Source organism: Haloarcula rubra (genome assembly GCF_019599465.1).
GTDB lineage: Archaea > Halobacteriota > Halobacteria > Halobacteriales > Haloarculaceae > Haloarcula > Haloarcula rubra.
Map to the genome: position 1 here is coordinate 786,352 of NZ_RKLR01000001.1, position 25,895 is coordinate 812,246.

General features: G+C 69.3%; 24 protein-coding genes. 14 read left to right on the plus strand and 10 right to left on the minus strand.

Annotated features, from left to right (window positions below):
- Positions 1-15: 15 nt before the first annotated feature.
- Together EGH21_RS04230 and EGH21_RS04235 are read left to right on the plus strand one after the other, a co-directional pair.
- On the plus strand, positions 16-390 hold the full coding sequence (locus EGH21_RS04230; RefSeq protein ID WP_220617204.1) for a DUF7532 family protein: 375 nt from the start codon (positions 16-18) through the stop codon (positions 388-390).
- Positions 387-1,787: a ribonuclease FAU-1 family protein gene (locus EGH21_RS04235; RefSeq protein ID WP_220617205.1), complete on the plus strand. Its 1,401-nt coding sequence runs from the start codon at positions 387-389 to the stop codon at positions 1,785-1,787. The genes EGH21_RS04230 and EGH21_RS04235 overlap by 4 nt, the downstream gene beginning before the upstream one ends.
- Before the next feature lie 15 nt (positions 1,788-1,802).
- On the opposite strand, the gene EGH21_RS04240 is transcribed toward EGH21_RS04235, so the two are convergent.
- A complete protein-coding gene (locus EGH21_RS04240) occupies positions 1,803-3,185 on the minus strand; it encodes an LVIVD repeat-containing protein (protein ID WP_220617206.1) in 1,383 nt (460 codons plus the stop codon).
- A gap of 71 nt (positions 3,186-3,256) precedes the next feature.
- On the opposite strand from EGH21_RS04240, the gene EGH21_RS04245 reads away from it, so the two are divergent.
- On the plus strand, positions 3,257-3,994 hold the full coding sequence (locus tag EGH21_RS04245; protein ID WP_220617207.1) for an SDR family NAD(P)-dependent oxidoreductase: 738 nt from the start codon (positions 3,257-3,259) through the stop codon (positions 3,992-3,994).
- A 48-nt stretch (positions 3,995-4,042) separates the two neighbouring features.
- Here EGH21_RS04245 and EGH21_RS04250 read toward each other — a convergent pair whose 3' ends face one another.
- Entirely contained in the window at positions 4,043-4,288 is a 246-nt protein-coding gene (locus EGH21_RS04250) for a hypothetical protein (protein WP_220617208.1), read from the minus strand.
- Positions 4,289-4,362: 74 nt separating this feature from the next.
- A complete protein-coding gene (locus tag EGH21_RS04255; protein WP_220617209.1) occupies positions 4,363-4,947 on the minus strand; it encodes an LURP-one-related/scramblase family protein in 585 nt (194 codons plus the stop codon).
- A gap of 117 nt (positions 4,948-5,064) precedes the next feature.
- Between EGH21_RS04255 and uvrA the strand changes: the two genes are divergently transcribed.
- The 4 genes from uvrA (at position 5,065) to EGH21_RS04275 (ending at position 13,138) form a co-directional block, all read left to right on the plus strand.
- Positions 5,065-8,046, plus strand: a complete 2,982-nt coding sequence (gene uvrA / locus EGH21_RS04260) for an excinuclease ABC subunit UvrA (RefSeq protein ID WP_220617210.1) — start codon at positions 5,065-5,067, stop codon at positions 8,044-8,046.
- A gap of 61 nt (positions 8,047-8,107) precedes the next feature.
- Positions 8,108-10,036, plus strand: coding sequence for a S9 family peptidase (locus EGH21_RS04265; RefSeq protein WP_220617211.1), 1,929 nt, complete (start codon positions 8,108-8,110; stop codon positions 10,034-10,036).
- Positions 10,037-10,081: 45 nt separating this feature from the next.
- The gene (locus EGH21_RS04270) at positions 10,082-12,142 is read left to right on the plus strand and encodes a pentapeptide repeat-containing protein (RefSeq protein ID WP_220617212.1); all 2,061 of its coding nucleotides are present in this window, start codon (positions 10,082-10,084) and stop codon (positions 12,140-12,142) included.
- A gap of 39 nt (positions 12,143-12,181) precedes the next feature.
- Positions 12,182-13,138, plus strand: coding sequence for a WD40/YVTN/BNR-like repeat-containing protein (locus tag EGH21_RS04275; RefSeq protein ID WP_220617213.1), 957 nt, complete (start codon positions 12,182-12,184; stop codon positions 13,136-13,138).
- On the opposite strand, the gene EGH21_RS04280 is transcribed toward EGH21_RS04275, so the two are convergent.
- Positions 13,135-13,521 carry a hypothetical protein gene (locus tag EGH21_RS04280; RefSeq protein ID WP_220617214.1) on the minus strand — a complete coding sequence of 129 codons (387 nt, stop codon included), beginning with the start codon at positions 13,519-13,521 and terminating at the stop codon, positions 13,135-13,137. The two genes, EGH21_RS04275 and EGH21_RS04280, sit on opposite strands and share 4 nt — an antisense overlap.
- 132 nt (positions 13,522-13,653) lie before the next feature.
- On the opposite strand from EGH21_RS04280, the gene EGH21_RS04285 reads away from it, so the two are divergent.
- Together EGH21_RS04285 and EGH21_RS04290 are read left to right on the plus strand one after the other, a co-directional pair.
- The gene (locus tag EGH21_RS04285; protein ID WP_220617215.1) at positions 13,654-14,229 is read left to right on the plus strand and encodes a hypothetical protein; all 576 of its coding nucleotides are present in this window, start codon (positions 13,654-13,656) and stop codon (positions 14,227-14,229) included.
- A gap of 76 nt (positions 14,230-14,305) precedes the next feature.
- Complete coding sequence (locus EGH21_RS04290) at positions 14,306-15,388, plus strand: geranylgeranyl reductase family protein (RefSeq protein ID WP_220617216.1); 1,083 nt, start codon at positions 14,306-14,308, stop codon at positions 15,386-15,388.
- Between the two features lies 1 nt (position 15,389).
- On the opposite strand, the gene EGH21_RS04295 is transcribed toward EGH21_RS04290, so the two are convergent.
- Positions 15,390-15,632 carry a DUF8151 family protein gene (locus EGH21_RS04295; RefSeq protein ID WP_220617217.1) on the minus strand — a complete coding sequence of 81 codons (243 nt, stop codon included), beginning with the start codon at positions 15,630-15,632 and terminating at the stop codon, positions 15,390-15,392.
- Positions 15,633-15,715: 83 nt separating this feature from the next.
- On the opposite strand from EGH21_RS04295, the gene EGH21_RS04300 reads away from it, so the two are divergent.
- A complete protein-coding gene (locus tag EGH21_RS04300) occupies positions 15,716-15,943 on the plus strand; it encodes a DUF7860 family protein (protein WP_220617218.1) in 228 nt (75 codons plus the stop codon).
- Between the two features lie 52 nt (positions 15,944-15,995).
- Positions 15,996-16,391, plus strand: coding sequence for a hypothetical protein (locus tag EGH21_RS04305; RefSeq protein ID WP_220617219.1), 396 nt, complete (start codon positions 15,996-15,998; stop codon positions 16,389-16,391).
- On the opposite strand, the gene ygfZ is transcribed toward EGH21_RS04305, so the two are convergent.
- The 4 genes from ygfZ to EGH21_RS04325 form a co-directional block, all read right to left on the minus strand.
- Positions 16,382-17,467, minus strand: a complete 1,086-nt coding sequence (gene ygfZ / locus EGH21_RS04310) for a CAF17-like 4Fe-4S cluster assembly/insertion protein YgfZ (protein WP_220617220.1) — start codon at positions 17,465-17,467, stop codon at positions 16,382-16,384. The genes EGH21_RS04305 and ygfZ overlap by 10 nt on opposite strands.
- A gap of 38 nt (positions 17,468-17,505) precedes the next feature.
- Positions 17,506-18,759, minus strand: coding sequence for a carboxypeptidase-like regulatory domain-containing protein (locus EGH21_RS04315; RefSeq protein ID WP_236035373.1), 1,254 nt, complete (start codon positions 18,757-18,759; stop codon positions 17,506-17,508).
- A 68-nt stretch (positions 18,760-18,827) separates the two neighbouring features.
- A complete protein-coding gene (locus EGH21_RS04320; RefSeq protein ID WP_220617221.1) occupies positions 18,828-19,772 on the minus strand; it encodes a sugar kinase in 945 nt (314 codons plus the stop codon).
- 80 nt (positions 19,773-19,852) lie between these two features.
- A complete protein-coding gene (locus tag EGH21_RS04325) occupies positions 19,853-20,980 on the minus strand; it encodes a carboxylate--amine ligase (protein ID WP_220617222.1) in 1,128 nt (375 codons plus the stop codon).
- A 231-nt stretch (positions 20,981-21,211) separates the two neighbouring features.
- Here EGH21_RS04325 and EGH21_RS04330 point away from each other — a divergent pair, with 231 nt between their 5' ends.
- Positions 21,212-22,150: a glycosyltransferase gene (locus EGH21_RS04330; RefSeq protein ID WP_220617223.1), complete on the plus strand. Its 939-nt coding sequence runs from the start codon at positions 21,212-21,214 to the stop codon at positions 22,148-22,150.
- Positions 22,151-22,166: 16 nt separating this feature from the next.
- Here EGH21_RS04330 and mutL read toward each other — a convergent pair whose 3' ends face one another.
- Entirely contained in the window at positions 22,167-24,260 is a 2,094-nt protein-coding gene (gene mutL / locus EGH21_RS04335; protein ID WP_220617224.1) for a DNA mismatch repair endonuclease MutL, read from the minus strand.
- 129 nt (positions 24,261-24,389) lie between these two features.
- Between mutL and EGH21_RS04340 the strand changes: the two genes are divergently transcribed.
- Entirely contained in the window at positions 24,390-24,554 is a 165-nt protein-coding gene (locus EGH21_RS04340) for a hypothetical protein (RefSeq protein WP_220617322.1), read from the plus strand.
- Positions 24,555-24,636: 82 nt separating this feature from the next.
- Complete coding sequence (locus EGH21_RS04345) at positions 24,637-25,893, plus strand: HAD family hydrolase (protein WP_220617225.1); 1,257 nt, start codon at positions 24,637-24,639, stop codon at positions 25,891-25,893.
- The last annotated feature ends 2 nt before the right edge of the window (positions 25,894-25,895 follow it).

Consider the following 25,895-nt stretch of genomic DNA (forward strand, 5'->3'; position numbering starts at 1 on the left):
CCGACAAGAGCGGGTATGCACTTCACACAGCGCGAACAGCGCGCGCTCCGGCAGGCCGGCGTCGAACAGACGACCATCGAAGCCGCCTCCGAGGCCGTCGTCGCCGCCACCGACGCGGCCGCCGAGGACCTCGAAGCGTTCTTCGCCGACCGCGAGACCGTCCACTCGGACATGGACGTCGCCCATAGCTCTGCGGAGATACAGACACACACCGTCGAGTATCTGGACCTCTTCACGCACGCCGACGACATCCGCGGCTACCTCCGCTTCGACTCGTGGGGTGTCCCCGTCGAAGGGGGGCGAGTGCTGAACGACGACGTGGTCGAACTGACGCTGGGCCCGACCGTCGACGCGCGGGTCCGCTTCGCGAGCGAGCGAGACGCGCTATGAGCGTCCGCATCAGGGGCATCTACACGACGGCGCTGACCCACCTGCTGGACGAGGCGGGCGTCGACGTGGTGCAGGCGTCGGACCCCATCGAGGACCGCTTCGACGCCGAGTTCGCCGTCGAGCGAGCGGCCGCGACGGTGGCGACGACCGACGACCGGCAGGGCGTCGGCGTCAGCGGGGACGCCGAGACGGTCGACCGGGTCGTCGACTTGCTCGCCGACCTCGGTCGGGACGCGCTCTGGTGGGCCGACCCGCTCCCCGAGGGCGCGGTGTACGCCGGCGAAGTGACCGAGACGCTCGGGAGCGGCGCGGTCGTGGACTGCGGCGACGGCGAGGGCTTTCTGCCGTACTCGAACGCCGAGGACCGGGTCGAGACGGGCGACCGCCTGTGCGTACAGGTCGTCGAGGGGAGCGCCCCGTGGACCGACGGCCGGCCCGTTCTCGACGGGACCGTCGCCGTCCGCGGCGAGTTGCTGACGCTGGAGCGTGGCGCCTCGAACTCGACGACAGCGGGCGGCCCAGCTATGCTAGACGTCATCGCGGCCGACCCCCGCGAGGGCTGGGGCGTCTCGTGGGAACGTGCCAGCGACGAGGCGTCGTTCGACGCACTGGCCGACGCGCTCTCGGCGGCCAACGCCCGCGCCGAGGCTATCGACGACGCACTCGACGGTGCCGAGGCGGCCGCCGATGTCGCGCCCCACCGCTACTACGACGGCGGCGCGACGACGTGGGTGTGGTTCGGTCGGGAGAGCCGATTCGCGCTGGACGACCAGCGCCGCGCAGTGACGACGACGATGCAGGGCCACCACCGCGTGAAGGCCGGGTCGAACGCCGCCAGCGCCGCCGTCGACTACGTGGAAGCGCTGTGTGACGACCCCGGGAGCGGCGGCGAGACGGACTTCCCCTTCGCCGTGACCGCACGGCAGTTCGGCCCCGAGGCGGGCGGGTCGCTCACCCTCGGCCACGGGAAACCCGACGGCCGACTCATCACGCTGGGCCGGGCCGACGTGCAGTCGGTCGACGCCGACGGGACGGTCACCGTCGAACGGGAGATGACTGCCGGTGGGGAGTACGACGCGCTGGGCGTCCCGAAGGAGGCCGGCGACGTCGCGGAGACGAAACTGAAGGAGGGGCGCTGGTGGTACCCGACGACCTATCGGGACAGCGACGGCGAGAAGAAGGGCACCTACGTCAACGTCTGCACGCCCGTCGAGATATTTCCGGACACGGCCCGGTACGTCGACCTCCACGTCGACGTCGTCAAACACGCCGACGGCACCGTCGAACGCGTCGACGACGACGAACTCGACGCGGCCGTCGCGGCCGGGAACGTCCCGGAGGCACTGGCCGACCGAGCGCGGAGCGTCGCCGCCGCAGTCGCGAGCGCGCTGTCCTGAGCGCCGCCGGCCGCCTCAGCGCCGGAGTCGCCACGCGGCGAGCCCCACCGCCGCGAGCGCCGCCGCCACGCCGAACCCGTCGCCGGCGGCCCCGACGATGCCCGGCCCGTCGGCCGCCGCGTCCGTCGACTCGGCCGGCGTCGGGAGGCGCGGGTCCGGGAAGGTGTAGACGCCGGGCGTCACCTCCGACCCGGCGTTGGCGTTCGTGTTGGCCGCGAGGAAACACCCGGCGCCGCGCTGGGCCGTCCAGAAGGAGGTGGTCTCGGAGTCCCGCCACGCGAACACTTCCTCGGGGACAGCGGGGTCGCGCACGTCGTGGACGGTGACGCCGCCGTTGTACCACGCCGCGTAACAGCGACCGTCGACGAGTTCGAAGTTGTGCGCCGTCGTCAGCACGCCGCCCGGCGTCGGGTCGCTCGTCGCCGGCGGGCCGATGGTGGCGACGGACTCGGGGGCCGTCTCGTCGGTGACGTCGAACAGTTCGATACCGCTCGGACCGCCCGACCCGTCCTCGTCGAAGTCCCACGACTCGCTCCCGACGCCCAGCAGTGTCGCGTCCGCGTTTACCGTGACGAAGTGGTCGTTGCCCGGCGGTTCGCTCCGTTCGACCGACGGGCGCTCGATAGCGGCCAGTTCGCTCGGGTCCCGCCCCCTGACGCGCGAGACGAGCGAGACGTCGGTCGGGTCCGAGACGTCGAGTATCCACGTCCCCGCGTCCCAGTACGCGAGATAGGCCCGGCCGTCGTGGACCCACACGTCGTGCAAGGGGCGGACGCCCGCCGGCACGTCCCGCCACGCCTCGTCGGCGTCGAACAGCGACCACGTCCCGGCCTCCCGTCCGGCCTCGGTGTCGACGACCAGTAACGGACTCCCTTCGCGACTGGTGGCCGTGAGGTAGGCGTAGCGACCGTCGAAGTCGCAGTTGTGGATACGCGTCTCCGTCTCGTAGGCGGCGACGCGTTCGGGGTACTGGCGGTCGGCCACGTCGAAGACGACGAGGCCGTGAGCGCCCTCCGCGGGGTGGGCCGGGCCGGCGACGAGGAGCCTGTCGCCGACGATTGCGAGGTCCTGTACCTCCGCCATCGGTCCGTCGGCGCTGTCGGCCAGCAAACCCGTGCGGTGGGTGAGGAGACGGGGGTCCGTGGGGGTGGTGACGTCGACGACGGCGACCCCCGTCCCGGTGGCGACGTAGGCCGTGTGGCCGTCCGGGCTGGTGACCAGTTCGTGGGCGCCCGGCAGGTCGACGGTCCCCAGTGGGTCCCGCCCGGTCGGCGTCCCGGCCGGCGTGCTCCCGGTGTCCCCGCCGGTCGGCGTCGGATGGGCGCTCGCGGCCCCGGTGGCCGCGCCGGCCCCGACGCTGGCGGCGCCGACGCGCTGGAGGAACGTCCGCCGATGCATACCCCGAGTCGGGGCGGGACGGCAAGAAGACTTCCGGTGGTGGTTTTCATCCGGGCGCCCCTAGCGGTGGTATGCTTTCGCCGGACCTCGACGGACGGACTGCACTCGTGACCGGGAGCGCGAAGGGCGTCGGCCGCGAACTCCTGCTGGCTATCGCCGACCACGGCGCCGACGTGGCCGTCCACTACAACACGAGCGGCGACGCCGCCGCCGACGTGGCCGAGTCGGCCCGCGAACGGGGCGCGACGGCGACGACGGTACAGGGCGACGTGACCGACCCGGACGCCGTCGACGCCATCTTCGAGAACGTCGAGGCCGACCTCGACAGCGTCGACGTCCTCGTCAACAACGTCGGCGCGTTCGCGCCCTCCTACTGGGAGGACATCGACTACGACACGTGGCGGACGGTGATGACGACGAACTTCGACGCGACCTGTCTGTGTGCGAAGCGCGCGCTCCCGGCGATGCGCGAGCAGTCGTGGGGGCGCATCGTCAACGTCGGCTACGCCACCGCCGAGCGAACCTACGTCGACCCCGTGAACTTCCCGTACTACGTCGCGAAGGCAGGGGTCATCATGTTCACGCGGATGCTCGCCGGCGAGACGCAGGACGACGGCGTCACGGTCAACGCCGTCTCCCCGTACACCGTCGAGAACTCCGACGAGTTCCCCGACGACCTGCCGCGCGGACGGCCGGCCTCCTTCGAGGACATGCAACAGGCGCTCCTCTTCTTCCTCGACGAGGACTCCGAGTACATCTCCGGCGAGAACGTCGAAGTCGACGGCGGACTGGTACCCGAGCGGTTGTAGGGCGACCCCGACGCGGGCGGTTCGACCCGCACTGTCGAGTCCGGGGAGTTACCGGCGGGAGAGAACGTAGCCGCCGAGGAGCACCAGGCCGACACCGACGACGATGGGCGCGACGACGAAGAGGGGGTGCCACGGGGCACACCCGTCACACTGTCCGGCACTCACTCGTGCCGCGACCGTGAGATGTGTGTAACCGCCGTAGCCCGAGAGCGCGAGTCCCAGCAGGACCGACAGGCCCGCTCCGACGTCGCGCAGCGTCCAGTCGCGTTCGACCGGCGTGTTCGCGTTCGACATACGCGGACGTCGGCGCGGCGCGTAAAACGCCTTCTGGACGTTCAAAACGCGGTTTGAACGAGGGGCACGTCCGCTCAGTTGCCCTGAATCGCGTCGATGACCATGGCGGCGGCGACGACGGGTTCCTTCGGGACGTCGCTGGCGTCGTCGATGGTAATCTCGTAGCGGTCCTTCAGCGAGAACTGGCCGTCGATGTTACCGACGTGGTCGCCGTCCCGGTCGGTAATCTCGTACTTGTGGGGTATCCAGTTGCCGAACGGGAGGGTGTTCCGGGCCAGCGTCACCAATGCACCGCGGGAGTTGATTTCGGCGAGTTTCTCCTCGGTCTGGGCGTCCCGAATCGTCCACGTGTCCTGCAGGATGGAGTAGTCGTTGTCGAGGACGACGACGTCCTCCCCCGTCTGGGAGTCGGTCAGGACGTAGTTGCCGGCGATGTCGACGATGCCACCGGCGTTGACCTCGAACACCTCGTTCCCGTCGGCGTCGACGAACGGGAACTTCTCCTTCAGTTTGAACATCTTCTGTTTGCCCCGCAGGACGACGTTGCCGGCGGCGTCCATGGCCTTGTACTTGTTCCGGACGAGGCTCTGTTCGACGGTGTAGGTGTCGTCCGTGAGTTCGATACCCTCTATGTCGTACTTCGACGTCGACTCGCTCATACACTCGAATTATACAGCCACGACTTGAAACTTTTCGTAGGGTTTCGTATCAGATGAAAAGGTAGTGAGCGAGCAACCGACAGGGTTTCACCGCCCCCGTCCTTGGTGAACCCATAGATGAGCAAGGACGTCATCGAGGTCAGGGGTGCCGAAGAACACAACCTCAAGGACGTCGACGTGGAGATTCCCCGCGAGGAACTCACCGTCGTCACGGGGCTGTCGGGGTCGGGAAAGTCGTCGCTCGCCTTCGAGACGGTCTACGCCGAGGGCCAGCGACGCTACATCGAGTCGCTGTCGGCCTACGCCCGCAACTTCCTCGGCCAGATGGACAAGCCACAGGTCGAGAACGTCGAGGGCCTCTCGCCGGCCATCTCCATCGACCAGAAGAACGCCGCCAACAACCCCCGCTCGACGGTGGGCACCGTCACGGAACTCCACGACTACCTCCGTCTGCTGTACGCCCGCGTCGGCGTGCCACACTGCCCGGAGTGTGGCCGCGAGGTGGGCGAGCAGTCCGCCCAGAACATGGTCTCGCGCCTGCTGGAACTCCCCGAGGGCACACGGGCGAAACTGTGTGCGCCGGTCGTCCGCGACCAGAAGGGGGCCTTCGAGGACCTGTTCGACGACCTCGTGAGCGAGGGGTACTCCCGCGTGGAGGTCGACGGCGAGGAGTACGACCTCACGCTCGACCGCCCCGAACTCGACGAGAACTACGACCACACCGTCGACGTGGTGGTCGACCGCGTGAAGATATCGGCGGACGCTCGCTCGCGCATCAACGACTCCGTCGAGACGGCACTCACGGAGGCCGACGGGACACTGAAGGTCGTCCTGCCGGACCCGCCGGAAGGCGCGGCCGACGCGCTGGGCGGGTCGACCGCCCGCGCGACCGGCGACCTTGCCGACGCCGAGGCGGACGAGGAGACCGCCGGCGAGGACCGCCTCGTCGTCGAACTCTCCGAGGACCTCGCGTGCACGCACTGTGGCATCGACATCTCCGAGGTCGAGACCCGCTCGTTCTCGTTCAACTCTCCCCACGGCGCCTGTCCCGAGTGTGAGGGACTGGGCGAGACGAAGGAGGTCAGCGAGGACCTCGTGATTCGGGACCCCAGCAAGCCACTCAAACACGTCTTCGAACCGTGGAGCTACGACCGGACGTACTACTCCCGGCAACTGGACAACGTCGCCGACCACTTCGGCGTCTCGCTGGAGACGCCGTTCGAGGACTTAGACGAGGAGATACAGCGCCAGTTCCTCTACGGGACCGACGGCGTCGTCCACTTCCAGTGGCGCACGAAGAACGGCACGCGGGAGAAGACCGAACGCTTCGAGGGGGTCATCCCCAACCTCGAACGCCGCCACGTCGAGACGGACTCCGACCGCGCCCGCGAGCACATCGAGGAGTTCATGGCGACGACGACGTGTCCCGCCTGTGAGGGGACCCGCTTGAAAGCCGAGTCCCGCGCGGTGCTGGTGGACGGCACGGCCATCACCGAGGTCAACCGGATGTCCATCGGCGACGCGCTCGAACACTTCGAGGGGCTGGAGGCGAACCTCTCGGCCCGGGACACGAAGATTGCCGAGGAGATTCTGAAGGAGATTCGCGCCCGCCTCGGGTTCATGCAGGAGGTCGGACTGGAGTACCTCACGCTGGACCGCGAGGCGTCCACCCTCTCGGGCGGCGAGAGCCAGCGCATCCGCCTCGCCACGCAAATCGGCTCCGGCCTCGTGGGCGTGCTGTACGTGCTGGACGAACCCTCTATCGGCCTCCACCAGCGGGACAACGACCGCCTGCTGAACACGCTGGAGGAACTGCGCGATCTGGGCAACACCCTGCTCGTCGTCGAACACGACACCGAGACGATGCGTCGGGCCGACCAGATAATCGACATGGGACCGGGACCGGGCAAGCGCGGCGGCGAAGTCGTCGTCAACGGCCCGCAGGAGGAACTGATGAACACCGAGGCGTCCGTCACCGGCGACTATCTGGCCGGCGACCGTGTGATTCCGGTGCCCGACGAGCGGCGCGAGGGCGACGGCTACCTCACGGTGAAGGGTGCCCGTCAGCACAACCTCGCGGACCTCGACGTACAGTTCCCGCTGGGGACGTTCACCGCCATCACCGGCGTCTCCGGGTCCGGGAAGTCGACGCTGATGCACGACGTGCTGTACAAGGGGCTGGTCCGCCGGATGAACGACACCGACGTCAACCCCGGCGAACACGACGCCATCGAGGGCCTCGACGCGGTAGAGACGGTCCGGCTCATCGACCAGTCGCCCATCGGTCGTACCCCGCGGTCGAACCCCGCGACCTACACGAACGTCTTCGACCACATCCGCGAACTGTTCGCCGAGACCAACCTCGCCAAACAGCGCGGCTACGAGAAGGGGCGGTTCTCGTTCAACGTCAAGGGCGGCCGGTGTGAGGCCTGCGGCGGCCAAGGGACCGTGACCATCGACATGAACTTCCTCTCGGACGTGGAGGTGCCCTGCGAGGAGTGTGGCGGCGCTCGCTACAACGACGAGACGTTGGACGTGACCTACAAGGGCGCGACCATCGCCGACGTCCTCGACATGAGCGTCGAGGAGGCCTACGACTTCTTCGAGAGCCACCCCGGCATCCGCCGTCGCCTCCAGCTCCTGAAAGACGTGGGGCTGGACTACATGACACTGGGCCAGCCCTCGACCACGCTGTCCGGCGGGGAGGCCCAGCGGGTCAAGCTCGCCGAGGAACTGGGCAAGAAAGACTCCGGCGAGACGCTGTACCTGCTGGACGAACCGACGACGGGCCTCCACCCCGAGGACGAACGGAAACTCATCGACGTCCTCCACCGCCTGACCGACGACGGCAACACCGTGGTCGTCATCGAGCACGAACTGGACCTCGTGAAGAACGCCGACCACATCGTCGACCTCGGCCCCGAGGGCGGAGAGAACGGCGGCGAACTCGTCGCCGAGGGGACCCCCGAGTCGGTCGCCCGGACCGAAGGGTCGTTCACCGGGCAGTACCTCCGTGACCTCCTCCCAGACGTCGAACTGGAGGGGCCGCGTGCCGACCGCGACCCCGCCGAGACGGCAGCGAAGGCCGACGACGACTGAGCGGCCCGGCTATCTCGTTAGGCGGAACGCATACATGATGGCCGCGTCTGTGTGTGTCTGAATGTCTGACCCTGATACCTCGGAGACGCTCGAAGCGCTCGCCAGTCTGCCCACACTGGCGCATCCGACCGCGTCTCCCGACGGCGAGTCCGTCGCCTTCTACTACGACGGTACCGGCCGCAACGAACTGCACGTCCTCGACCCCGACAGCGGCGAGTCCGAGCGGTGGAGCGACGGCGAGGTCCCACGGAACGCCCGCTGGCACGTCGAGTGGAGCGCCGACGGCGAGCGCGTGTTCTTCCATCTGGACGACGCCGGCGACGAACAGAACGACGTGTACGCCGTCGACCGCGACGGGACCGTCGAACCGGTCGTCGAGATGGACGGACAGGTCGTCCTCCACGACGTCGGCGAGGACGGCGAGACGCTGCTGGTCGGGTCGACCCGCGACGGGCAGATGAACCTCTACGCTCACGACCTCTCGAGCGGGGAGACGGCGAAACTGACCGACTACGAGCGGGCGGTCTGGACGGGCCTGCTCTCGCCCGACGGGGACCGACTCGCCTACACCACCAACGAGGCCGACGACTTCGAGAACATGGACGTGTATCTGGCCGACGCCGACGGCTCGAACCCCCGGAACCTCGGCGTCGGCGAGACGGGCGCGGAGGCGGCACCCGTCGACTGGGGCCCGGACGGCGACCGCCTGCTGGTCTCGGACAACAGCGCCGACCTGACGCGGAGCGGCGTCTACGACCTCGAAACCGACGAGGTTGCGTGGTTCGGTGGCGAGTTCGAGGAGGAGCCACACGGCTTCACGCCCGACGGCGAGCGCTTCCTCGTGACGCGGACCCGCGACGCCGCGAAGATGCCCGTCGTCTACGACGTCGAGTCGGGCGAGGCCCGCGAACTCGACCTCCCCGAGGGCGTCGCCACGTTCGCCGGCGACTCGACGCTGGCCGACGACCGGGTCCTGCTGACCCACACGACGCCGACGCGCCGCCCGGACCTGCTGGCCTACGACCTCGCGACCGACGAGTACGAGACGCTCCACGAGGCCGAGTACGGTCCGTTCTCGCCCGAGGACTTCGCCGACGCCGAGTACTTCACCGTCACCTCGGACGGCGTCCCCGAGACACGGCAGGCCGCCGTCGAGCACGACCCTTACGAGACGCTCGACATCGGCGCGCTCCTGTACGATTCGGGCGAGCGACCGTCGCCGCTAATCGTCAACCCCCACGGCGGCCCGCGGGCGATGGACACGAAGTCCTTCGGCCTCTACACCCAGTTCCTCGTCCAGCGGGGGTTCTCGGTGTTGCAGGTGAACTACCGGGGATCGACCGGCCGCGGCCGCGAGTTCGTCCAGCGACTGTACGACGACTGGGGCGGGGCCGAACAGGGCGACGTGGCGACGGCCGCCGAACACGTCCTCGACACCCGCGAGTGGGTCGACGAGGACAGCGTGGCCGTCTTCGGCGGGTCCTACGGCGGCTACTCGGCGTACTGGCAGATGCTCCAGTACCCCGACCTCTACGACGCCGGCGTGGCGTGGATAGGGCTGACCGACCTCGAAGACCAGTACGAGAACACGATGCCCCACTATCGCACGGAACTGATGGAGAAGAACCTCGGGACGCCCGAGGAGAACCCCGACCTCTATCACGAACGCTCGCCCATCGAGTACGTCGAGAACCTCTCGGCGCCGCTGTTCGTGCTCCACGGGGTCAACGACCGCCGTGTCCCCGTCTCGCAGGCCCGCCTGTTCCGGGCGGCGCTGGACGACTTCGGCTACACCGAGGGGCCGGAGAGCGCGGGGTCGAAGAGCCCGCGAGGAGACGGCGACGCCGTCGGCGGCGACTACGAGTACGAGGAACTCGGCGAGGAGGGCCACGCCTCCTCGGACATCGACCAGAAGATTCGGCTGTTCCGGTTGCTCGACGACTTCCTCGACCGGCGCATCGGCACCGAGGCCGTCGCCGCCGACGACTGAGCGGACAGCACTTATTACGGTCCATAGCGACGGTTTCGAGTACTGATGGTGTGGTCGGGTGCGGGGGACGGCCAGTGTCGCTTCCAGTGTGAGCCGGCGGCACAGCACGAGTCGATAGCCGACAGCGAGACGTGGCGCTGTCCACACGGCGCGATGGCCGACGCCGACCACTGCCCGTTCCACCGCCCACCCGCCGAGACGCCCGAGGACGTCGACGTGTCGGCGGCGTTCCTAGACGCCGTGGAGTCGGGCGCGGACGGCGACCGGACGGCGCACCGTCGGTCGAAGCAGTTCCTCGGGGCGGACATCGCGACGCTGGACCTCTCGATGGCGGTGGTCGACGCCACCGACAACTACCCGATAGACCTCCGGGGCGCCAGCATCGACCGGCTGGACGGGACCGACAGCGAGGTCGGCCAGCGACTGGACCTCCGAGGGGCGACCGTCGGCGAGTTGCGACTCGACGGCGCCTACCACGAACTCGACGCCCGCGGCGCGACCGTCGAGTCGGGCGCGTTCGCCGGCGTTCGCGTCGACGGCGTGGACTGCCGGGACGCCACCTTCGAGACCGTCGACTTCGACCGAGCGAGCGTGGGGGAGGCGGCGTTCGACGACGCCACCGTCGGCGACGGCTCTTTCCACCACACCGAGTTCGGGATGGCCGACTTCGACGACGCGACGTTCGAGACGGGCGACTTCTACCACGCGAGTTTCGACGAGGGCGACTTCCGCGGGGCCTCGTTCGGGACGGCGCGATTCTACGGCACGACGTTCGGCGGGGGTTACTTCAACGAGACGAGCTACGAGGAGGCGGTGTTCGAGCGCATCGAGGCCGAGCGGTTCTACCTGCCCGACGCGACGCTCGCCGGCGGCACCTTCGCCGACGCGGCGGTGTCGATGAAACTCGTCCTGAAGAACTCGACGTTCGTCGGTACCGACTTCACCGGACTGGACGCCGAGCGGGTCGACCTCACGGGGAGCACGCTCGTCCGTCCGACCGTCGACGACGCGACGGTCGCGGACCTCCAGCTAGACGGCGCGACGCTGGCGAGTCCGCGACTCACCGACTGTACGGTCGACCGCGTGACCGCCGCGGACGTGCGCTGTCTCGGCGTCGTGACCGTCGAGGACTGCACCGTCGACACCGTCGACCTGTCGCCGACGGCCGCCGGCCCCGACGGGGTCGCGCTCGTGTCGCTGTCCGGGAGTGCGGTCGGCGGCGGGACGCTGGGCCAACCCGCCGACGGCACGGTCGTCTACGACCTCGAACAGACCACGCTGGGGACGGTGAAGTTCACCGGCGGCGGGTCGGGCGGCCCGCTGGACCGACTGGCGTTCCACCGGACGCGCTTCGACGGGTTCGACGTGCGCGACGACGACGACGTGGACCTGGAGGCCGCCGACTACCGCCTCCACGAACTCGCGGACGGCCTCGCCGACCCGCTTCGGACGACGCTCGCGTACCCGCACGCACTCGAAACGATGGTGGGTGCGGCCGGCGACGACGAGACGGCCGCCGCACTGCTGGAGCGAGCGGCGACCCGGGCGGCCGACCAGTCGCTCCCGGACGACGCCCGCGAGCGCTCCGACCGCTTGGCGGAGGCCACCGAGGGGACCATCCCGGCCGCCGACGGCGAGGTGACCTACCTCCGGGCGAAGAACGGCGCCAACGATATCGCGGACAACACCGCCGCCTCCGCCTTCTTCGTCTCGCAGTTGGCCTATCGCCGCCGGACCCACGCCGGCCGCGTCGTCGACGGGAGCGCGCCGCTCCGGGGCCGCGTGCGGAGCCTCGGGCGCTGGGGCCTGAACGCCTTCCTGTTCCTGACGACGGGGTACGGCGAGCGCCCCTCCTACACTCTCGGGGCGTCGGTGGCACTCGTCGTCGGCTACGCCGCCCTCTACCTCGCGCTCGCGCCGCGCCTGTTCGCCGACGTGGAGCAGTACCTCCAGTTGAGCCTCGGGTCGTTCATCGCCTTCTTCCTCGGCGGCGTCGGGGCCGTCGACGACGCGACGGTCAACGTCATCGCGCAGTCGGAGGCGTTCCTCGGGGCCTTCTTCATCGCGCTGTACGTGTTCGCGCTGACCCGCTCGGTCAGCCGGTGAGCGCGCAATCTTTCTCCCGGTCGCCGACGTAGGGACGGTATGGACACATGTTACGCCGCCCTCTCAGACCGCCTGCTCGTCGGGTCGGGCGAGTGGACCGAGCGACTGCGCGACCACACGCTCGAATGTGTCGCCGCCGCCGAGCGAGCGCCCGACCGGGCGTTCGTCGGCACGGTCGATTCGGGCCTCCAGCGGACGACGGACGGCGGGGTGACGTGGGAGTGCGTGCTGGACGCGGGCGACCGCGTCACGAGCGTCACCGTCAGTCCACACGACGAAGACGTGGTGTGGGCGGGCACGGAACCGAGCGCCGTCTATCGGTCGACGGACGGCGGTGACAACTGGAGCCAGCGGGACGGACTCACGGACCTCGACTCGGCCTCGCGGTGGTCGTTCCCGCCGCGTCCCCACACCCACCACGTCCGATGGCTGGCCGTCGCCCCGGACGACCCTGAACGAGTGTACGTCGCCGTCGAGGCCGGCGCGTTCGTCCGGAGCGAGGACGGCGGCGAGACGTGGGTCGACCATCCCACCGGCGGCCGGCGGGACAACCACACGCTGGCCGTCCACCCCGACACCCCGACGAGAGTGTACACGGCCGCCGGCGACGGCTACGCCCAGTCGGAGGACTACGGCGAGACGTGGCAGTACCCGCAGAACGGCCTCGACCACCGCTACGTCTGGGGGCTGGCGGTCCACCCCGACGACCCCGACGCCGTCGTCGTCTCGGCCGCCAGCGGTCCCCGGTCGGCCCACTCGACGACCGGCGAGAGCTACGTCTACCGCTGGACCGGCGACGGGTGGGCCACGGCGATGGACGGCCTGCCGGCAGCCGACGGCCTCTCGCGGGCGGTGCTGGCTCCGGACCCCGACGGCGCGATATGCGCGGTGACGAACCACGGTCTGTTCCGGTCGGCCGAGGGATGGACGTGGGAGCGGGTCGGGTCGTGGGAGGAGACGTACGACCAGGTCCCACGCGGCCTCGCCGTCGTCTAGAGAGCGGTCCCGAGAGCGACGACGAGCGCCGTCGACACGAGGGTCAGGACGGCCGCGACGCCGAGAATCTTCGCGGCGCGCTTCCGGTCGGTGGCGACGGCCTCGCGTTCGGCCACCGACCCGCTGGACCCGCCGGACCCCGAGAGGTCGTACCGGGCCAGCGCCCCGAAGGCGACGCAGAACTGGAAGTAGTCCTGTAGGACGCCGACCCACCCACCGAACAGGAACGGCGCGGTGGCCCACAGTGCGCCGGTCGGGAGCACGGAGAGGGCGACGGCGAGGACGATAGCGACCGCCAGGCCGAACGACCCGATACCCGCCTGCCGACGCGCGCGACGCTGTGTCGACCCGATGTTGCAGACACCCGGCTGATACTCTGCCATGGCCGTGAGCTAGAGTGCCGCGGTCAAAGGCGTAACGCCGCCGTGAACGGTCTAAACCGGCTTAAACTGGGTTAAATCCGACCCAACGACCGGCCCGGTTTATCCTCGAACGGTCCCGACCCCTCGCTTGCAATGTCGCTCACGAAACCGCTGACGCTCGCACTCGTCGCACTGCTGGTCGCCGGCGGTGGCGTCGCCGCCGCCACCGGTGCCACACAGACAGCCACGGACGCGTCGACGGCGTCCGTCACGGACGTGGATGTGGACGCGTCGCTGGGCAACGAGACGACGACGGTCACCGTCACCGACGACGGTGAGGGCGTCGAGAACGCCACCGTGACCGTCGAAGGCGAGGAGGAAGTCACCGTCCACACGGACGGGAACGGCACGGCGACCGTCGACCGGTCGGCACTGTCCGAGGACGGCGAATCCCTCGAAGCGGTCGAACTGTCCGTCGAGGCCGGTGACGCCGAGGGCGAACTGGAGTACACGGTCGAAGACGGGTCGCTGACCCTCCAAGAGGAAGAGTACGAGTACGACATCGACGAGGAATCGGACGAAGAGTCCGAAGACGACGACGCGGAGGAAGACGACGCAGAGGACGAAGAAGACGACGACGCAGAGGACGAAGAGGCTGGCGAAGAACCCGAAGACGACGACGCTGAAGACGACACCGAGGACGAAGCGGACGACGACAGCGACGACTGACGCCTGCCTCTCCACGCTCGGTTCCGGCCGTTCGGAATCGAGAAAGTACTTGTCTCGCGACGCCGAGACGACAGGTATGCACGATGTCGTCGTCGTCGGTGTCGGCCCCGCTGGCGCCCGCTACGCCCGGCGGGCCGCCCAGCAAGGGTACGACGTACTCGCCTTCGAACAGGGGACGGTGGGCGAACCACTGGCCTGTTCGGGCCACGTCAGCACCGACGTGTGGGCCTACACCGACGACGCCCGCGACGAACTGCTGCAGAACGAGGTGTCCGGTGCCCGGTTCCATACCGACGGGCCGGGCAGCGACGCCCACCCCTTCTACAAGGACGAGGTCATCTCGAACGTCATCGACCGGGTGGGGCTGGACCGCCACCTCGCCGAGTTGGCCCGCGAGGACGGGGCGGACGTCCGCGAGGAACACACCGTCGTCGACGTCGAGGAAGACAGAGACGGCGTCACCGTCGAGGTGAGAGGCCCCGACGGCGTCGAGACCCACCGCGCGAAGATGGTCGCCGGGTGTGACGGCCCCAAGAGCCGCGTCCGGCGAGAACTCGGCCTGCCGGAACCCGACGAACTCCTCCACGGCGTCCTCGGGTTCGACGAGGCGGCCGACCACGGCGACTTCGTCGACGTCCACCTCACCGTCCCGCGCTTCTTCGCGTGGCGCATCCCGCGCGGCGAGGCCGGCGTCGAGTACGGCCTCGCGGTGCCGCCGGGCGACGACGCCCGCGGGCGCTTCGAGGCGTTTACCGAGGAGTACGACGCGGACGTGACACGCCGCTGTTCGGGTCTCATCCCCATCGGCCCGCCGAAGCGCGTGACTGGCCGGCGGTCGTTCCTCGTCGGCGACGCCGCCGCCCAGACCAAGCCGTTCACCGGCGGGGGCATCCTCTACGGCATGACCGCCGCCGACCACGCGGCCCGCGAAATCGACCCCGAGGACCCGGCGACGCTGGGCGACTACGAGCGTGCGTGGCGCGAGGACCTGCGTCGGGATATCCGTCTGGGCCACGCCGTTCGCGCGGGCTACTCGGTGCCGAAGGTGGTGCAGAAGGCCGGCATGAAAGCGTTCGAGGGCGAAATCGGCGTCCACATGGACCGTCCCTCGACGCTGTTCTCCCGCGAGCAACTGAAAGCGCTGCTCTCGCGGTCCTGACCTACGCCAGCGACCGGTGGAGACCCAGCCACACTCGCTTGTAGCCGAGCATATATAGCCCGGCGTACAGCAAGACGGCGCCCATCCACAGTTCCCAGAGGCCGAACACCGACTGTCCGGCCAGCAGGTTCGAGAGTCCGGCACTCTCGGTGAGTACGCCGACGACGGTCAGGACGCCCGCGAGCAGCGCCGAGACGAGCAGTCCGAGCAGTTCCGCGAGCGATTCGGAGACGAGTCCGTTCATCAGCGAGTCGTATGCTGATGTGAATTATAACCCTTTTCCTGCGAAGCGCAAGCGCTTAGTCGGCCCACGGCGACCCGGTGAGTATGACGCAGTACCGCGACATGGACCACGGACTGTTGGCGAAACGCGGGTTCCTCCTCGGTGTCGGCCTGTTCGCGATCGGCGCACTCGGCGAAATCCTCGGCCACACGCTCCTCGGGCCGTTCCCGGCGTGGAGTAACGTGCTGTTGACCGACATGGTAGCGCTCGGCATCCTGCTCGGTCTGTTCTCGCCGCTCGTGTTCGGCATCGTCCTGCCACTCGTCGAGTGAGCGCGGTGATTCGGTCGAAGCTATTTACGACTGCCGAGCGACAGCCCTTCGCATGAAGGCCTCGCGTTTCACCGTCGCCTCGGCCGTCGTCGCACTGCTCGGCTGTCTGGTCGCGTTCGTCGGCCCGTTGGCGCTCGGGGCCAACCCGGGCGTCAGGGGGAGTGTGACGCTCTCGGCCGTCGTCGGTGCCGTCTTCGCCGGGAAGAACTTCCAGACCGTTCGGGAACGAGGGCGGCCCCGCTTCGCGGCAGCGGTGATGGCGACGATACTGGGTCTGTGGCTCATCCTCGCCCCACTCCAGTACCAGACCGTCGGCGCGCCGCTGACGGCCGTGACCCAGTTCGGCGGGATGTGTCTCGCCGCGTTCTCGGCGTACACGGCGCTCGTTGCCGTCGAGTACTACCTCGGTGAACCGGAGTTCGCCGAGGACGACGTGGGCTACTCGTAACTGGGGAGTCTCGCGGACGTTGCCGACCCGTCGACGAACGGTAGGTCGGTGCGTTCGGCGTCGACTTCTTCTCCGTCTGCTCGGACTGTCAGGGCGCCGTCCGGCAGGTCCCAGTCGACGGCCGCCATCGCGATGGCGGCCTCGCGCATCGGACTGTCGACGGCGCGGGTGACCTCGCCGACGTGTTCGTCGCCGGCGAAGACGGCGGCCCCCGACTCGGGGAGCGCAGCAACGGAGAGGCCGACCAGTCGGGTCGGCGGGTGGCCGCGGTTCTCGATGCGCGAGACGACTTCCTGTCCGACGTAACACCCCTTGTCGAAGTCCAGCGCGTTGCGCAGGCCGAGTTCGTTCGGGACGTGGCCCTCGATTTCGGTGTCGAACAGCGGCGACCCCGCTTCGAGGGTGAGCGTCTCCCACGTCCGGTAGCCGAAGGGGACGGCGTTCAGTCCGCGGTTGACGAGCGTGTCGAACACCGGTTCGGCGTCCTCGGCCGCACACACCACGTCGTAGCTCTCCTCGCCGGCGAGGTTGTCCGTACGAATGACCGAGACGCCGGCGTCGCCCAGTTCGCCGCGATTGAACGAGAGCGGCGTCTCCGGAGACGAGGCCTGATGGAGGACGCTGGCTATCTTCTCGGTGGCCTTCGGGCCGTGGACGCCGAAGGTGGCGAAGTCGTCGGTCGCCACGCGGATGTCCACGTCCTGGATGAACGTCTTCTCCTGCCACTCCTCCGCCAGCGGTTCGGCCCGCTGCGGGGGGGTAAAGACGAGCAGTCGCTCGCCGGCGTTGTAGACGTACATGTCCGTCTCGACGCGGCCCTGCGGGTCGAGCAAGAGGGCGTAACAGCCCCGTCCGTCCTGTTCGGGGACGCGGTTCGAGACGGCGTTGTCGACGTAGTCGACCCGGTCCTCCCCGGTGACGACGAGGACGCCGTAGCCGAACTCACAGACGCCGACGACGTTCCGGACCGCGCGGTGGGTCCGTTCGGGCCGGCCGTAGTTGTCGACGACGCGGCGCCCGCCCACCTCACGGAAGGTGGCCTCGTGGGCCTCATGAACCTCCTCGAGGACAGTCATTGCTCACGGATGGGAGCCTCGCGCCCAAAAGGGTCCCGTTACCGCCGTCGGAGCGCGAGCACCGCGAAGAGTGCGAGGGCGACGACGACGGTCACGGGAGTGAACCCGGGCCCGCTCTCGCCGATAGGCAACACGCCGTCGGTCGGCGTCTCGGTGTCCGTCGGCGGTTCGGTCGTCGCCGTGGTCGTCGTCTCGGCGGGTGTGTCCGTCGCGTCCGGGTCGATACCCTGAACGGTGGCCGTCGCCGAGAGGTCGCCCTTGGTCGCGGTGAAGGTCACGTTCCCACCGCTGTCGACCGGCACGGTCGCGACGCCGGACGCGTCGGTCGTGCCGACCTCCGCGCCGCCCTGCGTGACGGTCGCGTTCGCCACCGGGTCGCCGTACTCGTCGGTCGCTTCGATGCGGACCGTCTCGCCGACGACGACGCGTTCGTTGGCGGGCACGAGGTCGATTCGCGGCGTCCGCTGGATGGCCACGTCGACGGCCGTGTCCGACTCTCTGACCCGGAGCGGCTGGCTACTGGTCCCGTAGCCCGCCTTGGTCACTTCGAGCGTGTAGTCGCTGTTGACCGGGACGCTGATGGTCGCCTCGCCGTCCGAGAGGGTCTGGACGGTGCCGACCGACGGGACGGTGACGGAGGCGTTCCGAATCGGTCGGGGGTCCTCGAAGTGGTCGTCGGTGACCGTGACGGTGACCAGCGCCGACCCCTCTTCGAGCGTCGTCGTCGCCTCGGTCTCGCCGGTGACCGCTATCCGCGTCGAGTTGCGGAAGAAGCCGTCTTTCGTCGTGACGACGCGGTACTCGCCCGCTTCGACCAGCGGCGTCTCGACGACGCCGTCGGCGTTCGTGCGCTGGTCCGTGACGAACTGGCCCGACCGGTAGAGCTGGACGCGGGCGTTCTCGACCCGAGCGCCCTCGGTGTCACGCACGGTCAACGTCGCGCTGGCGCTCTGCGAGACGGGCACCTCGACCGACCGGGTGGTCGCGTCGGCGACGAGGTACGGGGAGTTGCGGATGTACTCGTCGTCGTCCAGGTGAATCCGCACGTCGGCGCCCTCGGGGACGTCCAGCAGGACCTGTCCGTTGGCCCGCGTCGTCTCGTTGACCGGGCCGCCCGCCCCGTCGTCCCACGTGGCGTAGACGTCGACGTCGCTCAGCGCGTCACCGTTCTGGTCGACGATGGTGACCGTCAACGTCACTCGGTCTTCCTGTGCGGCCCCGACACCGGACACGGCGGCTGTACCGGTGAGCACGACGACGCAGAGCGTGACGAACAACCGAAGAGAAGCCATGTGGGAATGGTAACGTGGACCGACCTTAACAGTATGGTCGGCTTATCCGGGTCGCTCTCGCCCTGACGTCACCGGCCACGGTCGGACTGTGACGCGACGAGGCGCTCGACCTCGGCGGGTTCGAGCGGCGTCACCGGCCCGGGCATCGTCCGGGTCAGCGCCGCCGCGGCCGTCCCGTAGGCGAGTGCCTCGTCGGTCGGCGCCCCGTCAGCGAGTCGCTGGAGGACGGCCCCGACCAGCGCGGCGTGTTGCCCGGAGGTGTCGACGGCGGTCGTCTCGAAGGCGTCCTGTTCGTGGACGACGTTGTCGTGGAAGGCGACGACGCCGTGTTCGCTCCGCGTGAGGATGACCCGCGGGAAGTCGTACTCGGCCGCGATGGTGTGGACGAGTTCCCGCGGCCGGCCCGTCTTGTCGAAGACGGCCTTCGCCTGCTCCTCGCTCGCGAACAGCAGGTCCACCGCGCCGAACAGGTCCGAGAGGGTGTCGCGGGCCGTTTCGGCGCTCCAGAGCCCCGGGTGGAAGTCGAGGTCCAGCGCCCGCATCCCCGGCGCGGCACGGAGGAGCGCCCCGGCCGTCTCCGCGGCCGTCTCCGAGAGGGCCGCCGTCGACCCGGCCGTGAACACGACGTCGGCGTTCTGGACCCGCCCCATCGGTATCTCACCGGGCGTGAGCGTCGCCATCGCGGTGTCGCCGCGGTCCTGCAGGAGTCGGTCCTGCCGCGGGGCGGCGGCGTCCTCGTAGAAGGTCAGGCCCTGCCGGCCGTCGTCGGCGTCGGCCCACACCACGTCCGTCTCCAGGCCGTGCTCGTGGAGTTCGGCGACGACGCGGCGGCCCAGCGGTGTGTCCGGCAGTTTCGAGAGCCAGACGGCGTCGCTGCCGAGTCTGCTCGCCGTCGCCGCGACGGTGCTCGCGGTGCCGTCGGCCCGCATCCGTACCTCGCGGGCCGTCTCGAAGCGCTGTCCGTCCGGCGGCGCGAATCGGAGGGCCGTCTCGCCGAAAGTAACCAGTGACATACTCCGCGTATCGGGAGACTACGGCTTAGTTCAACCGGCCGGGTCGGCGTACGATTCGGACCGTGCCGGGCCACCGGCGGTCAGTCGACCGGGCCGTCGACGCTGACGACGGCCGACACCATCGCACGAGTCCCCTCGGCGACGTGCGGGAGCGGGTCCGTGAGCTGGAGGTTCGACTTGGTCGACCGCGAGAGCAGGTCCACAGCGACCGCCGGAGCGCTCCGCGGACGTTTCATGGCGTGCAGGAGGTCCCCGGAGAGCGGCCAGTGGTACCGGGCCGGCGTGAACTCGAAGGACGGTACCCGTCCCTCCGAGAGGTACTCCAGCAGCGCGCGCGGGAAGTTCATCCCCGAGGCGACCCCCAGCCCCATCGACCCCCAGAACTTCGGGTTACACTCGAGCAGTCGGGGGTTTCCGTCGGCGTCGTTCTTGAACTCTAGCATCACGACGCCGCTCCAGTCGAGTGCCGACAGCAGGGGGTCGGCGTACGCGTACAGTTCCGGGTCCGAGAGAGACTCGGCACAGACGCTCTTGCCACCCGACGGCGGCGACTCGCGGATACGCCGGTGGGCGTAGTGGCCGCGACACTCCCCGTCGACGTAGAGACCGAAGAAGCCTCGGCCCCGGCCGCTCAGGTAGGCCTGATAGACGGGGTCGGAGTCGTGGGTCTCCATGTAGGTCCGGTACGTGGACCGGAGTTCCGCCGGGGACCCGACGTACCGGAGGAAACGCGGCTCCGTCTCGCTCCCGGTCTTGAACACGCCCGACGGGCCGACAGTCTCGACAGCGCGTGCGACGTCCGACAACGACCGGATACGGACCGACGTGGGCGTCGGGATGTCGAACTCGCCGGCCAGCGAGTGCAGGTCGTGCTTGTCGATGGCCCGACGGAACGACGGTTTCGGCGGGAGAATCGGGTCGAGCGGGGCGGGAATCGCCTCTCGGTGTTCCGAGACGATCTCCGTCGTGCGACCGCTGACCGGCAGGACGTAGTCGTAGCCGTACTCCTCGACGACGCCGGCGAGTTGGGCCGCGTAGTCGTCGGCGTCGTCGGCCTCGATGCGGTGGTCCCGCGCGGTGTGCCGGGAGGCGGCGGTCAGCGAGAACGGAAACTGTGCGACCACGCCGACCTCGTCGGCGACGGACTGGATGGCCCTGACCACCGTCAGCGACTTCTTCTCGAAGCCGTCGGTGACCAACACGTCCATACGACTATACCTCTCACAATAGCCTGATTGTAATTGCAAACTTACGTCGGGTAACCGGTTTCGGACCGCTCTGCAGACGCGACTGGCGCGTCGACCGCCGGACTCGGGCCGGACACCGCACCGGTTCGCACGCCGGCGGTGGCGAACCTGCCCAATAAGGTCACTACTACCGCGAGACGGCCGACAATCGGGACACCATTACTTTGCGCCGCCGACGGGAGGACGCCACCGATGCGGGTCCTCCACCTCGTGACGCACCGCTCGTCGTTCTTCGACCGCCGCGTCGAGTGTCTCCGCGAGCGAGGACACGTCTGCGACGTCGTGCCCGTTCCGGGCCGTGACAGCGACGACCGGGCCGAGCGCAAGGCGGCGCGCCGTTCCGTCCACCACTATCTCCGGTTCTACGGTCGGGTGCTCTCTGCGGCCCGGGACGACTACGACATCGTCCACGCCCACTACGGCCTCACGGCGCCGTTCGCGCTGGCCCAGCCCCGTCGACCCGTCGTCCTCACCCTCTGGGGGTCGGACCTCATGGGCGAGTTCGGGTGGCTCAGCGAGCGCTGTGCCCGACTGGTCGACGAGACGGTCGTCATGAGCGACGAGATGGCGGCCGGCCTCGACGGCGACGCGACGGTCGTCCCACACGGCGTGGACCTCGACCTGTTCCGGCCGATGGACCCGGCGACGGCCCGCCACGAAGTGGGATGGGACCCCGACGCCGCCCACGTCCTGTTCCCGTACACGCCCGACCGGGCGGTGAAGAACTACCCGCTGGCCGAACGCGTCGTCGACGCCGTTCGATCACGCATCGACCGTCAGGTCCGTCTCCACGCCGTCTACGAGGTCGAACAGGCGGCCGTCCCGACCTACATGAACGCGGCCGACGCGTTGCTGTTGACCTCGCGCCGCGAGGGGTCGCCCAACACCGTCAAGGAGGCGCTCGCGTGCAACCTCCCGGTGGTCGCCACCGACGTCGGCGACGTGCGAGACCGGCTGGACGGAGTGACGCCGTCGGCGGTCTGTGCCGACGAGGCCGACCTCGCCCCGGCGCTCGCGCGCGTCCTCGACCGGGGCGAACGGTCGAACGGTCGGCGGGCCGCCCGGTCACTGGCCGTCGAGCAGATGGCGGCGCGACTGGAGGCCGTGTATCGACGGGCGCTGAGCGGGTGAGCCGACGCGGCGGCCGTCACTCGCGCCGACCGGAGTGGCCGGGGTAGTCGCGCTCGAACCGGTCTTCGAGTTCCTCGCGGTCGATTTCGATGACCGTCGGCCGGCCGTGCGGGCACGCGTATGGGTTCTCACAGTCGTCCAGCGCCGCCAGCAGGTCCCGGACCGACCCCTCGGTGAGCGACGTGTTGCCGGTGACCGACGGGTAACACGCGAGGTCCCCGAGCAGTTCGTCGGCGGCCGCCTCGACGGTGGTCGCGGCCTCGCGCTCCCCGCCGACGAACGCACCCAGCACGTCCCGGACGACGTCCGGCCCGGCGGCGTCGGCGATGACCCCCGGGAGCGTACGCACCTCGACGGTCCGCTCGCCGGTCCGGGCGGTGTGGAAGCCCAGACTCGCCAGCGCGTCGCTCCGGGCCTCGAACACGGCGGCCTCGCGCGCGGTGAGTTCGAGTTCGACCGGGTCCGCGAGCGCCTGGGTCGTCGTCTCGCCGGCGAACTCGGCCTGCAGGCGCTCGTAGTTCACGCGCTCGTCGGCCGCGTGCTGGTCTATCAGGACGAGGCCGTCGTCGGCCTCGGCGACGACGTACGTCTCGTGTAACTGACCCAGCACCCGCATCGACGGGAGCGTGTCGTGGGCCGTCTCCGGTTTTCCGCCGAGTCGCGCCTGCTCGTGGCCCCCGGAGAACTTCCGGTCGGCCGGCACCTCGTCCGCGGACGACTCGCTGGACGGCGTGGCCGTCTCTGTCGTCTCCTCGGGCGGACGGGACTGGTCGTCGTCGGTCGACGGCGAGGCCGTCGCAGCCTCGTCGTCCGTCGTGGCGCTCTCGTCAGCGGCCGACCAGTCGCCGTCGTCCGTCCGACCCGAAACGGAGGTGTCGGACGCGTTCGACGTCGAACTCGCTCTGTCGTCGGGCCCGGCGTCGGTGGACGTCCCCGACGTCTCGCGCGTCGTCCCGGTCGACCGGTCGTCGGCGGGCGTTCGCGACGACGAACCGCCGTCATCCGACCCGGACGGCGAGATTTCGGTTTGCTCGGGCTGTGAGCGGCCGCGCGGGGCCGACGAGCGGAGCAGTCCCTCGCGCAACAGGGCGTCCTCGACGGCGGTGCGGACCTGCTCGCGGACCCCCTCGTCGTCGGCGAACCGGACCTCCATCTTCCGCGGGTGGACGTTGACGTCCACGTCGCCGGCCGGCACGTCCAGAAAGAGGACGGCGAAGGGGTAGCGGTCCGGCGCAATCTGGGTGCCGTAGGCGTCGACGACGGCGTCGTGGGCCGTCTTCGCGCGCACGTAGCGGCCGTTGACGTACGTCGAGAGGTACTCCCGGCCGGCGCGGGTCGTCTCGGGGTGGGAGACGAGGCCGGAGACGCCGTCGAGTGGGCCATCGGGGAGGTCGTCGCCGCCGCTCTGCGGGTCTCCGGGGCTGGCGCCCGCGCGGACCGCTATCATGGACTGTGCGACCTCCCGCCCGTAGACGGACATGACCGTCTCGCGGAGGTCCCCCTGCCCCGTCGTGGCGAACGTCTCGCGGCCGTCGTGTTCCAGCGTGACGGCGACGTCCGGGTTCGCCAGCGCGTAACTCGTGACGATGGTGTTGACGTGGGCGAACTCCGTCGAGGCCTGCTTGAGGTACTTCCGGCGGGCGGGGACGTTGTAGAACAGGTCGTCGACCGCGATGGTCGTCCCCTCCGGACAGCCCGCCGGTTCGACGGCGGTCACCTCGCCGCCCTCGACGACGAGTTCGGTCCCCACGTCGCCGCCGCGCGGCCGCGTCGTGACGGTCAGCCGCGAGACGGCGCCGATGGCGTGGAGTGCCTCACCGCGGAACCCCAGCGTCCCGACGCCGCCCTCCAGGTCGGCGATGTCGCGAATCTTCGAGGTGGTGTGTTGCTCGACGGCGCGCTGGACGCTCTCGCGGTCCATCCCGACGCCGTCGTCGGTCACGCGGATGCCCTCGGTGCCGCCCGCTTCGACGGCTACCGTGACGCGGTTCGCGTCGGCGTCGATAGCGTTCTCGACGAGTTCCTTGACGACGGAGGCGGGTCGTTCGACCACCTCGCCGGCCGCGATACGTTCGACGGTCCGCTCGTCGAGTTGCTGGATGTCGGTCATGGCGGCCCTCGCATAGTCGTTGCACCCGGGTAACGGACGGGGCGACTTGAGACTGTCTCCGGCGAGTGTCGGACCGCGTATGGAAATAGTTAACACGACACAGTCCCGAGCCCCGCTCGGTGAGCTACCATGTGCCACCACAGAGGCGACATCCCCGATTGGAGCCGTGACCGCGCCGACGAGCTGGCCGACGCCGACGAGGAGTCGGACGAGGAACCGGAGATACCGTCGTTCCTCAACGAGGCGGAGACAGACGTCGAAGTGTTGACCGACGGCGGCGACGGCGAGGAGTAAGTCGGACCCCCACTCCGTTTTTCGACGGCGCGAACCGTACAGTGAAGTGCCCGGACAGCGACAGCCACGGCAACGGAGACAGATGGAACAGTACGACCAGCTCTACCGCCTCTACGAGACGGCAGACACCGAGACGTTGCGTGCCTATCAGGAGTTCGTGGACCTCTTTCCGCCGCTCAGCTCCCCCGTCGCACTGGACCAGTGGGACGACGCCCGCGCGGAACTGGACGAGCGGAAGGCCGAGATAGCCGACGAGTTCCCCGCGACGGGCGAGACGTACGCCGACATCGCCGCCCGACTGACCCGCGAGGAGGCGTTCACCGCGCTCGACCTCTTCTCGAAGTACGGCCGGTCGGTGAACGTCCTCGTCTTAGACGTGGACGAGACGCTCCGGTCGGCCGGCGACACCGACAACGAGATTCCGCGTGACACGCTGTACCTCCTCACCGAGTTTCAGGAGCGCGGCGTCCCCATCGTCGTCTGCACCGGCCAGACGTTGGAGAACGTCAAGGGGTTCATGATTCAGGGCCTGGGCAACGAAGTCGTCTCCTCGGGGTCGCTCTCTATCGTCTACGAGTCCGGGAACGGCGTCTTCACGCCGAAACACGGTGCCCAGACCAAGCAGTTGCTGTACGAGCGACTGGACGACGAGGTGGTCGACGTGTTCGACGCCGTCCGCGGGCGGGTCCTCTCTGAGGCCCCCGACGACGTGAGCCACGGTACGCACCTGCAGGGCAACGAGTTCAACGTCACGCTCAAGCCGAACGCCGAGGTGGGGAGCGACACCGCCGTCGAAATCGTCGACGAGGCGCTGTGTTACCTCTGTGGGCTTGTCGGCGAGTGCGTGGCCGAAGCCGTCGGCGTCGATGTCGCGGACCCCGCCGCCCTCGCCCGGACGTACTTCGCGCGGGACCCGGAGATTCAGGCGGTGTTCGACGACGCGGGACTCTCGACCGACGCCGACCTCGACGGCGCGCCGTCGGCGTTGCTGGACCTCTTCGAGCGCATCGACCTCGGCTACTACGAGGGCGACGCCGCCGAACTCGTCAGTCTGGAACTGGACAAGTCCGCCGGCGTCGAACAGGCCTTCGAGGTGCTGGGCATCGACGACCCGTTCGCGCTGGTGATGGGCGACAGCAAGAGCGACCTGCGGGTGATGGAGTGGGTCGCCGAGAACGACGCGGGCATCGCCGCCGCCCCGGACCACGCCTCGAAGGCGGTCTTAGACCACGTGCGGGCCCACGACGACCTCGTCTACGAGGCCGGCGAGGCGAGTTCGGTCCTCAACATCGCCTACGGACTGGACCTCATCGCTCGGCTGAACGAACGCCGGTCCTGAGA